Consider the following 12482-nt stretch of genomic DNA (forward strand, 5'->3'; position numbering starts at 1 on the left):
CTCGGTTCGTTTCTTTGGCGGCTACTCGGTAAACGCGTTACCGACGCTATTGCCACCCACATACGTCTCGACCAGGGTAAGGTCGGGATTGAACACGACAAAGTCGGCGTCGCGGCCAGGCATAATGCTGCCGCATTTATCCCCGACGTGAGCAGAACGCGCAGGCACCTCAGTCGCCATGCGAATGGCGATATCGGCGCTCGCAAGGCCCCAGTCGACGATGTTCTTGACGCCCTGTGCGAGCGTGAGCACCGAGCCGGCGATAGCAGAGCCATCGGCGAGCCAGCAAAGGTTGTCCTTCATAATGACGTCCATGCCGCCGCTGGTGTACTTGCCCTCGGGCATGCCGCCGCAACCCAGGCAGTCGGTGATCAGCACCGTGTGCTGCCAGCCCTTGGCCTGCAGCAGGGCCTTGATAGCAGCGGGGTTCACATGTTTGCCGTCGCAGATGATCTCGGCATAGGTGTTGGGCGTGGTCATAGCGGCCCCGACGACACCGGGCTCACGGTGATGCAGACCGCGCTGGCCGTTGTAGGTATGCGTAAAGCAGCTGGCGCCAGCATTGATGGCGGCGGCGCACTCATCATAGGTGGCATCGGAGTGGCCAATGCAGGTCACGACACCCTTGGCGCTCAGAGCCGCGGCGTAAGCGGCAGCGCCATCGCGCTCGGCCGCCATGGCGCTCTTGACGATACGACCGCCGGCGGCCTCCTGCCACTCGTCAAAAATTTCCTCGGACGGGTCGATCAGATAAGCGGGGTTCTGGGCGCCCACGTGCTTCATGGTAAAGAACGGACCCTCCAGGTAGATGCCCTGAATACGAGCACCGCAGAACTCGGGCCCACGCTCTTCGTCCGCCTGTGCAATAGCGGCACAGGCGTCCTTGATCTGCTCCACGCCGTCGGTAAAGGTCGTGGGCAGCCAGCTGGTGGTGCCACGACGAGCGAGCTCGGTCGAGCTGATGTTGATACCCTCGGCATCGTTATCGGTCGTGGCATGGTTATAGAAGCCATGAATGTGGGTGTCCACCATGCCCGGCGCAATCCATGTACCCGAATAATCTTTGATCTCGCAAGCGGGCTCATCGGCCTGCCAAGCGCCAAAGACGCCATCTTCGACCATAAGGTAGCCGCCCAGCTGCGGCCCCGCCGGCAAAAAGAACTTGTCGGCCTTGATAGCATACGTGCTCATCTATGCTCCCGTACCCGCAGTGCGTTTTAGGGCGGATCAAAAACCACTGCATTGTTAATTCGAGCGATTGTTCGTTGCCTTCTACCGCTTGGCACATTTTGCACCCGCCGCAAAACACGCCAAGCCGTTTATACCCAATAACTCTAGACTGCGCGGTTGTGGTAGACCTTGTACTTAAACTGGTCGGCGCGCGCAACCGAACGCGTATACTCGATAACCTCGTTGTTCATGTCATATGTGGTACGAATCAAATCCAGGACCGGTGCGCCTTCGGCAATCTCGAGCAGACGAGCGTCGGAATGGCGGGCGATACTCGCGTAGAATTCTTCCTCTGCCACGCGAACTTTCTCGTGAAAGTCCTGCTCGATCATGTCGTACAGCGATTTGTTCTCAATCATGGGGCGCTTAAGCGCAAAGAACTTGCGGCTCGGCAAATACGTGCACTCAATCATCAGCGGCACACCATCGGCAATACGCAGGCGCTTGATCTTGTACAGACGCTCGCCCAGGCGTGCGTTCATCTCTGCCGCAATATTCTTATCAGCCTCGACCTCGGTAAACTCAAGAATCGTCGTCTTGGGCACACGGCCGATCGCCCTCATCTGCTCGGTAAAGCTATAGGTTTGCGTGAGGTTTGCCGTTTGCAGAGAGCGGTCGCACACCATGGTTCCACGGCCGCGTTGACGAACCACCAAGCCCAAGCGCTCAAGCTCCTGCAGGGCAAGGCGAACCGTTGTACGCGAGAGCCCATAGCGTTCCGACAGGTCACGCTCAGACGGCAAATAGTCGCCGGGTCGAAGCTCGTGATCGATTTTATCGGTCAGCAAATCGACGAGCTGATCGTACAGAGGTTGTTTGCGCGCTCCCATTGCCATAATGATACCTGCCGGATAAATGACTCGAAATTGGTTGTAACCAGACACCACGTACTATAGCAGTTTTAATGGAATAACAGCAGGTCAACCAGCATATTTCAATATTGTTTGCCGGTTGATAGCCTGCACACTGTAATACCAATTACATCACTGCATCAAGTATTGAGGTAGCAAAAAGGGCCGCCCCCGCGGAGCGGGACGACCCTTTGTAAGACTGATACGTCTTTAAGGCTTAGAGAAGCTTCTTGAGCTCCTCGGCAACAGCCTGGACCTGCGTGCCGATGATGACCTGGGTAGCACCCTTGTCCATCTTCATGACACCCAGAGCGCCAGCCTTCTTGCAGGCGGCCTCGTCGACCAGCTCGGAATCGCCAAGCTCAAAGCGCAGGCGAGTAGCGCAGCAGTCAACGGTCTTGACGTTCTCCTTGCCACCGACGGCAGCGAGAACAGCAGCGGCCAGAGCGGCGAACTTGTCGTCGCCAGCGGCAGCGGAAGCGGAGGTCTCCTCGACATCCTCGTCCTCGCGACCAGGGGTCATGAGGTCGAACTTGGTGATGGCGAAGCGGAACACGAGGTAGAAGACCACGAAGGCAGCGATGCCCAGCGGGATGATCATCCAGGTGTTGGCAGCAGCCGGGAGGCTAGCGGAGAACAGGAGGTCGGTAGCACCAGCGGAGAAGCAGAAGCCGGCACGGAAACCAACAAAGTAGGTGATGACGGTGAAGACGCCGTACAGGGCAGCGTACACGACGTAGAGCGGGAAGCACAGGAACATGAAGCCGAACTCGAAGGGCTCGGTGACGCCGCAGACGAAGGCGCAGATGGCAGCGGAGACAACCAGGCCGATAGCAGCCTTCTTGTTCTTAGCGGTCTGAACCATAGCCAGGGCAGCACCCGGGATACCGAACATCATGCAGGGGAAGAAGCCGGACATGTACATACCGAGGCTCCACTTGACGTCAGCGGAGGTCTCGCCAGCCCAGAAGTGGGTCAGATCGCCCAGGCCGATGGTGTCGAACCAGAACACGTTGTTCAGAGCGTGGTGCAGACCAGTCGGGATGAGCAGGCGGTTAAGGAAGGCGTAGATGCCAGCGCCGATACCACTCATGGCGGCGATACCCTCACCAAGAGCAACAAGAGCACCGAAGATGAGCGGCCAAGCAAAGAGCAGGACGACGGAGACGACGATGCAGATGACGGCGGTCATGATGGCGACGCAACGCTTGCCGGAGAAGAAGGCCAGCCAGTCGGGAAGACGGGTGTCCTTGAACTTGTTGTAGCAAGTACCACCGATGACGGCGGACAGGATACCGATGAAGGAGTTACCAGCGATCTTGGAGAACGCGATGCCCTCGGTCGTGGCAAGCCAAGCGGTCTGAGCATCGGCGTCCATACCACGAATGGTGCCAACAACAGCGGGGTTCAGGAGCTGCTGGATCATCAGGAAGGCGACGAGGCCAGCGAGGCCAGCGGTGCCATCGTGATCGTCGGCAAGGCCGACAGCGGCGCCGACTGCGAACAGCCAGGCCATGTTATCGATAAGAGCGCCGCCTGCCTTGATGAGCAGGAAACCGGCGGTATAGGCAAAACCGGTAGTGTCACCGGCAGCACCCATGACTGCGGGAGCGAGCAGGTAGCCCACACCCATAAGAATACCTGCGACGGGAAGCGCCGCGACGGGAAGCATCAGCGCTTTGCCGAGCTTCTGGAGGTACTTCATCATATGGTATCTCCTCCAACCTTTCTTTCGTTGTTCACCAACGAGTTCCATGTCCGCGCCTTGTGCATACCGGCTTCTCCGCTTGCCGGCATTGGTGCGCAAACTTAGACAACCCAATCCCTATTTGGGGTTGCCGGTATGTACGGTAGCACACACTCAATTCAAACGTCCACCACATTTCGTTCAAATTACTATATCGTTGCCAAACGGTTATTTTTAGCCCGTAAACGGTAATTTCCGCAGGTAGACATGGTGCATTTCTTTCGTTATCAAACTAATTCTTAGCAATTTCCATTCGATTTCGTCTCAAAATTGGTTACTACCAGATGAACAGTGGTACCACATTGTTACTACCAGTTTGGCCGAAATCATTTTCACTTTACATGAATAAAGTCTTCAAGAATTTGTATATAAACCCCTCCCCTACCACTCTCTTCCCCGCCCTTTCTTACAACGCAAAAGCCCGCTAGAACGGCGTTCGTTCTAGCGGGCTCAATCAGATATATCGGCTTCGTACTCGAAAGCTCAGGCGATCTTTATGCAAACAGGCCGTAGATGCTGATGTTGGCCTTGGCGTAGAGGCCGTTAGCATACTCGGTCCACTTGGAGCTGGCGCTCGAAGCCTGCGAGGAATACTGCTGGTAGGCGGTGTAATAGGCGGTCATGGCCTGCTTATAGGTAGCGCTATCGGCCGTAAAGGCATCGTCGGCAAAGGCCTTAGCGTAGGCGCTATCGGCGTCCTTCCAGGTGCCTTTCTCGCTATCCCACTCGTCGCCGGCAAGGTTGATGATGTAATCGGCGTAGTCCTTGCTCGCGGTCTCCTCGTTGCCGTCAGCAGGCTCGGTCGGAGCGGTCGGCATGCTTGCGGAGCTGTCGCCCACCTTCTTCTTATAGAGCTTCTGCAGCGTCGCGGACTGACGGACGATCTGCTTGGCCTGGTCCTTGGACACGCCATACTGCGTGGCCATGGTCTTGTAGTCCGAAGTGCCGATGGAATCCTCGGCGTACTTCTTCATCTCCTTAGAAGAGACGGTGATGCCCTCGTCCTCGGCAGCGTCGAGCAGGATCTTGTTGCGCACGTAGGACAGGATGACGTCGGCAGAGGGAGCGGTGTAGTTGCCATCGCCATCCTTGACGGTGTCGAGGCTGTACTGGCTCTCAATGGCCTCGCGCGCGGTGATGTCGCTCTTCTTGCCGTTGTAGCTGTAGCTTGCCACGGTCGAATCGAGCTGGTCCTCGGTGAGGGTCGCCGAGCCGACGCCCTTGCCGCCAAAACCACCGTTGCCGATAAAGAAGCCGACCACAGCAGCGATCACGACTGCAACCACGAAGGCGGCAATCATCGTCTTCTTGTGCTTGGATGCGCGGTCGTCTTCGTCGGAACCCAGGATATCGTCGTCCTCGTCCTGCTCCTCGGGCATGAGGTTCTCGTCGGCGGCGTCCGCGGCGATCTTTGCCTCCAGGCGAGCGTCCTCCTCCTCGGCCGTCGTACCGGCGGCAATATGTTCGGCAGACGTACCGGCGACCAGATCGATCTTCTCCTCCTCATCACCATCGGGGCCTTCGCCGCGCTCGATGATCTGGATGCCGTCGATCTCGTCCTTCTCGTCCTTCTTTTGAATCAGACCCATATCAGTTACTCCTTGTTAGGAAACATAGTCCACAATAGAATACGCCCGACAAAGCGCCGGGCGTATTGATTCTCAGGTTATACGCAAACACTTAAGTACTATTTAGGCGTTTGCAGTCTGCATGCCTTAGGCCAGGTGCGCGATAACGGCATCGGCAAAGGCCTGCGTGCCCACAGCGCCCTCAACGGAGCCGGTCTGGGCACGACGAACGTCGCCGGTAACCTGCTCACCCTCGTCGAGCGTGGCAGAAACGGCGGCGCGAATGCGATTGGCCGCGTCGTTCTCGCCCAGGTGATCGAGCATCATAGCCGCGGACAGAATCTCGGCCGTGGGGTTAGCGATATCCTGGCCAGCGATATCGGGCGCGGAGCCGTGCGTCGCCTCGAAGATGGCGCAGTCGGCACCGATGTTGGAACCCGGAGCCATACCCAGTCCACCTACCAGACCGGCGCACAGGTCGCTCACAATGTCACCGTACAGGTTGGGCAGCACCAGGACATCGAAGTCGTTGGGGTTCTGGACCAGGCCCATGCAGGTGGCGTCGACAATCTTGTCGTTGAACTCGATATCGGGATAGTTGGCGGCCACCTCGCGCGCAACGCGCAGGAACAGGCCATCGGTCGCCTTCATGATGTTGGCCTTATGCACGGCCGTCACCTTTTTGCGGCCGCAGCGGCGGGCGTACTCAAAAGCGTACTCCACAATGCGGCGGCTCTTGGCGATGGAAATCGGCTTGATTGAGATGGCGGAATCCGCGGCGAAGGTCTTCTGGCCCGAGCGCTCGACGAGCTGCGAGAGCTCCTCGACCTCGGCAGCGCCCTCATCGAACTCGATGCCGGCATAGAGGTCCTCGGTGTTCTCGCGCACGATAACCAGGTCGACGTCGCGGAAGCGCGAGCCGTCGCCCGGCTGCGACAGGCAGGGGCGCACGCAGGCGTACAGGTCAAAATGCTTGCGCAGGGCGACGTTAACGCTGCGGAAACCCGTGCCGACCGGCGTGGTGATGGGGCCCTTGATAGCAACCTTGGTCTCGGCGACCGCATCGAGCACATGTTGGGGCAGCGGCGTGCCAAACTCGTCCATGACGCCGGCACCGGCCTCCTGGACGTTCCAGTTGATCTGGACACCAGTGGCCTCGACCACGCGGCGCATAGCCTGCGTAATCTCGGGACCGATACCGTCACCAGGAATCAGGACTACATCGTGCGCCATAATCTGTTACTCCTCGTCTTCGGCGTCGTCAGATTTTTTTACGCTAGCACGCTTCTTCTTTTTGGAGAGATCCAGGCCAAAACGTTTAACAAGCATTTCGCAAATCTCGCTCGAACGGGCCTTGAGATAGCTACCCTTGCCGTTCTCGGCATCGAACTTAAGGCGCAGCGCGAGCTTCTCGGCGACCTCGGCGTCAATCTCGCCCCGGCCAAACTCGTACAGGCAACCGAGCATGTCGCGATACTCGAGGTCGCCGTGGTAGCACTGGATGGCCTCGTCCAGGATGGGCCAAGCCTCGCGCGAACGCTCGACGCTCGTGGCGCCCCACACGCACAGCAGGCGGAAGGCGGCATAGCGCAGCGTGGACGAAATCTCATCGAACAGCGCGGTCTCGGCGCCCTCAAAGGCATCGCCCAGCTGCTCGGGGCAGGTGGTGGCGAGCGCCGCCAGGGCATCGAGAGCCTCCCAGCGGGTCTGAGCCTCGGGGCGGTCGAGCGCCTCGATCAGCGCGGGCACGCAGGGCACGACGCGCTGCGGATCGCGCTCGGCAAGCAGGCGCAGCACGCGGGCGGCAAACTGACGGATGCGGCGCGTGGGGCAGCCGAGCTCCTGGACCAGGCGGTCGACGGCGTTCTCGTTCTCCTCTGCCAGCTGGAGCTGTGCCAGCTCCTCGTCGGTGAGCTGTTCGTCTTTGTTTTCTGCCATAGTTACCTCTTTTTACTATTTCTTAGCGTGCTTGTCAGCACCCTTGCTGTCATCGGTGACCGAGATGAGCTGTCGGTCGGCCGCGCCATTGCGACGCGCACGGCGGCGCTCCTCGGCATCGCCCGCGTCGGCGGCGGCGCGGTGAGCCTTGTTAACGTTAAAGACCTCGTCGTGTTTGCGCCACGGACCGACGGACTCGCCAAAGCTCATCTTAAGGCCGGCGATAAAGCCGCCGAGCCAGCCGATCGGCGCAAACTGCACCAGCGGGAACAGCGAGAACACCCAGGTCAGCAGGATGACTGCCGCCGCTCCCGCAAAGTTGGCAATCCAGTAGTCGCGCTTGGTGATGACGCGCTTTTCGCACGCCCACTGGCCGCACAAAAAGCCAATGTAGATCGCGAAGAGAAAGAGCACCAGCGCAAGCACCACGAACGTCCAGCTCATGGGCGCTACTCCCCGTGATGGTGGCCGCAGCAGCACTCGTGGCCATCATCATGGCCGTGGCCGCCGCAGCACTCGTGGTCCTCGCCATGGTGGTGGCCGCAACCGCACTCATGGTCGTCGCCGTGCTCGCCGCAACCGCAGCCGTCCTCGTGAGCACCGTGCTCTTCGGGACGATACTGCGACCAGTCCAGACCGGCGGCGATGGCGTCGGCCTCCTCCTTATAGAGGACCGTGATGGCCTGGGTGCCCAGCTTGGCACCACCGATGGCATCGAGCATGTCGTAGAGCGTAAAGGCCACGTCGGCGCCGGGCAGCGCAAGCTCGCGATCGTCGGCATAGGCGAGCGCCAAGCGCAGGTCCTTGATGAAGTGCTCGACCATAAAGCCGGGCTTGTAGTCGCCGTCGAGCGCCTTGGTAGCCAGGCTCTCCATGGCGCCGGACTTGCCGGTACCGCCCAGGATCATCTGGCGGGTCTTCTCCAGATCAAGGCCGCTCAGCTCGGCAAATGCCATGGCGTCTGCCATGCCGACCATGCAGGCGCCCAGCGACACCTGGTTGGCGAGCTTGGCAGCCTGGCCCTTGCCGGCGCCGTCGAAGCAGCAGATGTTGGCCGCAAAGGTGGCAAGGATGTCGCGGACCGGCGCGATGTCGTTCTCGGTAGCGCCCACGATAGCCGTGAGCGTACCGGCGATAGCGCCCGACTCGCCGCCGGTGACGGGGCAGTCAAACGCCATGCGACCAGAAACCTGGGCGGCCTCGGCAATGTCACGGGCAAGCTCGGGCGAGCTCGTGGTGAGGTCGATCAAGACCGCGCCGGGCTTAGTGCACGCGAGCAGGCCGTCGCCCGCCAGGTAGAGTTCCTCGACCTCGGAGGGATAGCCCACCATGGTAAAGACGACATCGGCGTTCGCCGCGGCATCGGCCGGCGTATCTGCCCAGACGGCGCCGCGCTCGATAAGCGCCGCCGCCTTGGACTTGGTGCGGTTGTTGACCGTGACGGGATAGCCGGCGTCCAGAATGTGGCCGGCGATGGGGGCACCCATGATTCCGGTGCCGATGAATGCGACGGAGAGCTTGTTTGCCATGAAACCTTTCCTTTTGGGTTGGGTGTTGTTACCAGGGTGAATACTCAGTGCCAGCGCTTGGGCTGTGAGTCGAGGGCGATTACGGACGCAGCGCTTGCCTACTGACCGCGCACGCGGCGGGCGATACGGTCGGAAAGCGACGCCTTGTCGGCGCGGTTCTTACCCCAAAACGCGCAGCCCACCATGCCGGGGCCCACGTGCGAGCCGATGGTGGGACCCACGGAGCCGCGAATGATCGTGACGTCGGCGCAACCCTCCTCCTTGCGGATGGCGGCTTCGAGCCAGTCACCATCCTTTTCGGCATCGGCCGTCATGATGGCGATGGGCATGGTGCGATCGGGCACGTAGTTCTCGCGGAACGACTTGAGGATGGACTTGAGCGCCTTCTTGCGGCCGCGGTTGACGCCGATCAGCGACAGCGAGCCGGCCAGGTCGTAGGAGAGCTCGGGCTTGACGTCGAGCTTTGCCGTGAGCTGCGCCGCCGCGGGAGGAATGCGGCCGCCGGCAGCCAGTGCGTCGAAGCTCTCGAGCGTAAAGTAGCCGTGCACGTAGGTCTTTGCCTCGTTTGCCCAATCGACCAGCTGCTTGGCGGTCAGTCCCGCCGAACGCTGGCGCACGGCCTCGAGCGCCAAGAGCGCACCGGTCGCGCAGGGCAGAGCGTTGTCGACCACGTAGAGCTCAAAGTTGGGATACTCGGCGCGCACGACATCTGCCGCCTGGCACGCGGAGTTGTAGCTCGACGACAGCGCCGAGGTAAAGCACAGGTAGACCGTGGGCGTGCCCTCTTTGGCGCACTCGGTAAAAAACTCGATATAGCGACCGAGCGACACAGCCGAGGTGGACACGCGGGCACCGGCGCGCATGCGGTCGTAGAACTCCTTAGGGCTCATGCTCGACCAGATGTCGTCTGTGCGCTCCTCGCCATCGATAATGAAAGGGAAACCCAGGATATCGACATCGAGGTTCGCGGCGACCTCGGGGCTAAAGTCGCAGCAGGTATCGACGACGATGCGGCAACGGTTCGAATGACCGGCGGATGCGGCCTTGTCCATCAAAGCGACTCCTTACGTAAAAAGGCGGCCACCCGCATGGGATGGCCGCCAACCGTTAACTCATGCAAGTTAACGTATTTTACTCGTCAAGTGTTTCGATGCGGGGCTTGATGATGCCATATCCACCATTCTTACGGTGATACACCACATTGATGAGACCGGTCGTCGCGTTCTCGAACACGTAGAAGTCGTGGCCCAGCAAATCGGTCTGCACCAGCGCCTGCTCCTCGGTCATCGGGGTGACATCGATGACCTTCTCGCGGACGAGCAGGTCGTCGTCCTCCTCGGGCAGCAGCAGGTCGGCCAGATCCTCAACGCGCTCGACCGGCGCGACATCCGCGGCACTGGCACCACCCTGGCGGTTGTCCACGACCTTGGTCTTGAACTTGCGCAGCTGGCGGGTAACCTTATCGGCGGAGAGGTCGATGGCGGCGTACATATCTGCGCCGTGTTCGGCAACGCGAATCACAGAGCCGCGGGCACGAACCGTGACCTCGACGATTGCCGGGTTGGGGTTCGAGGGGTTCTTCTCATAACGAAGCACGACGTCGACTGTCATGGGCTCGATATCGAAAACCTTGAGCGCCTCACCGATCTTCTCATCCACATGCGCACGCAGAGCATCGGTTACCGTCGTCTTGCGTCCAGAAACCTTGATATCCATACGTGGCTCCAATCTGCCTCGGGGACTTACTGTACTGGCTATGTACCCATTGCCGTACATTTAATCACCCGGATTCTCAAAGACCCGAATAACGATTGCTTGATACCGCATACCGAAGTCTCGCACTTTTCTGTAGCAAAGTGCGCTATAGGAAGGCGTCGGCAAAGCTAGTTTTTCTCCTGGAAATCAGCTTTTACCTGCTGTTTTTACCAAAATAGAAAAGCCGGGCTCCCCTATTGGGGAGACCCGACTATGCGTGTTGAAACCATGAAGAAGCGCCTCGTTCAATGTATGGCAGACGCCACCCCTACCAATAACTAGCTATTGAGCTTGTTGATGTCATCGTCGGTGATGGTGCCTTCCTGGCTAGACGACGGGCTGTCGCCGTTGTTATCGGAGGCGTCGTCATCGGAGGGCTCAGTCTCGTTGGACGTGGAGTCGGATGTCTGCACATTGGCTCCCGAAACGGTCTTGGCGGTAAGGTCATAGGGCATCTGGCCGTACCAGACGCAGTGGACTGCCTCGAGCGTGCCATCGACCGTGATACCATCGAGGGCATCGCTCACGGCACGGCACAGCTCATCGTTAGAGCTAAGGCCTGCGACACCAAGCGTGGAGGGCGTCTCGAGCGTGCCGACATAGGAGATCTGGCTCATCAGGCGCGCGAGGTAACCACCGGCCGTGGAATCACAGATCACGTAATCGACTTCGCCCGACTCGAGCGCCTCAAAGCACTCATTGATGTTGGAGAAGGTCTTTTGGTTGGCCGTAATGCTCTGCTTGGCGAGCGCTTCCTGCGAGGCCGAAGAGGTCTGAACGCCCAGGGTAGCGGTGTTAAGCGTTTCGGTCGAAACGCTCAGCGACTCTCCGTCGCTGCTCTTGCCGAATACGGCGGGGGCGTCGTACAGACAGGTGCCAAGCGAGCTGATATCGCCGTCCGTAGACCTGACGTCACCAATGAAGATGTCGGCCTTTTTATCGCTGAGCGCGGAATCGGCCGAGGACGCATCGACAAAGGCGACCTTGAGACCCATGCGGCATGCGAGGGCACGAGCGGCATCGACCGCATAGCCCGTGAGGTTTCCGTCGGCATCCTGCATGGCTTGCGGGGCATCGGAAGTATCGAGAGCGACAGTCAGGGTTCCCGGCGTGACCAGGGCATTGTCCGATACCGTGGGGGTAACGGTCTCGCGCTCGATCTGGTCGATCGTGGGCGTCGTGAACGTGGACAGTGGATTGAACGCGCATCCACTCAGGCCCAAAACGGCGATGACCGCTGCGGCCCCAGCACCTAACCGAGCCGCGTGCATCAAGCTGCCCCTCACCATGTCCACTACCCTGCCTTCTGTGTCGTATACGATCCGTGCGTTGCGCGGAATATCAGGTTGTTCCCACCAGCTGACCTGGTATTTGACCCCACACTTGCGCACCGGGGTGTTTGCTCGGGAGGCCGCAGCCACCTTCACGACTGGCCCGCTCGCCCGCGAGGCGGTATTGCCCCAAAGAAAGTAGAACGGACGGTGCGGCTTACATCTAGGACGCGCCATGATCGCGCCGCGCGCACGCGGTCGCTTACGTGGATCCCTTTGACCGCGTCTGTCTTGGACTAGGACGGGCATTTCGTCCGTCCGCAACCACAGCCTGGTAGGAACGAAGCGCATTATAGCTAAGTTCAAGCTAAAGTTTAAGGTTAGGGGCGTCATTCGCATCGCGAGTACAGATTTCGCAGGTCGGAGCGGGCTATTCGTGCCCCTATGAAGCCCGGAGCTCCCCTACGGGGAGCTCCGGGGCACCCTTCTTAGGGTGCCCCGGCCAAAATATGGCAAATATGAGTACTGTCACCAATTTAGTAACAGGCAATTTTGGCCTTTCGGACAGATTTTGCGCTCAGAGTCGCCAACCT

General features: G+C 59.8%; 11 protein-coding genes. All 11 read right to left on the reverse strand.

From position 1 onward, the window contains the following. Positions 1-21 precede the first annotated feature (21 nt). The 11 genes from nagA to V2391_RS04945 all read right to left on the reverse strand — a co-directional run bounded on the left by nagA (position 22) and on the right by V2391_RS04945 (position 11889). On the reverse strand, positions 22-1191 hold the full coding sequence (nagA, locus tag V2391_RS04895) for an N-acetylglucosamine-6-phosphate deacetylase (RefSeq protein ID WP_238057373.1): 1170 nt from the start codon (positions 1189-1191) through the stop codon (positions 22-24). A 143-nt stretch (positions 1192-1334) separates the two neighbouring features. Next, the gene (locus V2391_RS04900) at positions 1335-2066 is read right to left on the reverse strand and encodes a GntR family transcriptional regulator (protein ID WP_271730392.1); all 732 of its coding nucleotides are present in this window, start codon (positions 2064-2066) and stop codon (positions 1335-1337) included. Positions 2067-2298: 232 nt separating this feature from the next. Further along, on the reverse strand, positions 2299-3789 hold the full coding sequence (locus tag V2391_RS04905; RefSeq protein ID WP_271730391.1) for a PTS transporter subunit EIIC: 1491 nt from the start codon (positions 3787-3789) through the stop codon (positions 2299-2301). 533 nt (positions 3790-4322) lie between these two features. Then, the gene (locus V2391_RS04910) at positions 4323-5417 is read right to left on the reverse strand and encodes a hypothetical protein (RefSeq protein ID WP_329738437.1); all 1095 of its coding nucleotides are present in this window, start codon (positions 5415-5417) and stop codon (positions 4323-4325) included. A gap of 126 nt (positions 5418-5543) precedes the next feature. Further along, positions 5544-6629, reverse strand: a complete 1086-nt coding sequence (locus tag V2391_RS04915) for an isocitrate/isopropylmalate dehydrogenase family protein (protein WP_022094615.1) — start codon at positions 6627-6629, stop codon at positions 5544-5546. Between the two features lie 6 nt (positions 6630-6635). Next, positions 6636-7334: a hypothetical protein gene (locus V2391_RS04920; RefSeq protein ID WP_271730389.1), complete on the reverse strand. Its 699-nt coding sequence runs from the start codon at positions 7332-7334 to the stop codon at positions 6636-6638. Positions 7335-7349: 15 nt separating this feature from the next. Continuing rightward, positions 7350-7778 (reverse strand): hypothetical protein, encoded by a 429-nt coding sequence (locus V2391_RS04925; RefSeq protein WP_022094617.1) that lies wholly within the window; start codon positions 7776-7778, stop codon positions 7350-7352. Between the two features lie 5 nt (positions 7779-7783). Further along, entirely contained in the window at positions 7784-8863 is a 1080-nt protein-coding gene (locus V2391_RS04930) for an NAD(P)-dependent oxidoreductase (RefSeq protein ID WP_022094618.1), read from the reverse strand. Positions 8864-8961: 98 nt separating this feature from the next. Continuing rightward, positions 8962-9915 carry a DegV family protein gene (locus tag V2391_RS04935; RefSeq protein ID WP_022094619.1) on the reverse strand — a complete coding sequence of 318 codons (954 nt, stop codon included), beginning with the start codon at positions 9913-9915 and terminating at the stop codon, positions 8962-8964. 79 nt (positions 9916-9994) lie between these two features. Further along, a complete protein-coding gene (gene hpf, locus V2391_RS04940) occupies positions 9995-10579 on the reverse strand; it encodes a ribosome hibernation-promoting factor, HPF/YfiA family (protein WP_055285508.1) in 585 nt (194 codons plus the stop codon). Between the two features lie 317 nt (positions 10580-10896). Beyond that, a complete protein-coding gene (locus V2391_RS04945) occupies positions 10897-11889 on the reverse strand; it encodes a substrate-binding periplasmic protein (RefSeq protein WP_329738438.1) in 993 nt (330 codons plus the stop codon). Positions 11890-12482 lie beyond the last annotated feature (593 nt).

This window comes from Collinsella sp. CM84Y_54, assembly GCF_036317945.1.
Lineage (GTDB): Bacteria > Actinomycetota > Coriobacteriia > Coriobacteriales > Coriobacteriaceae > Collinsella.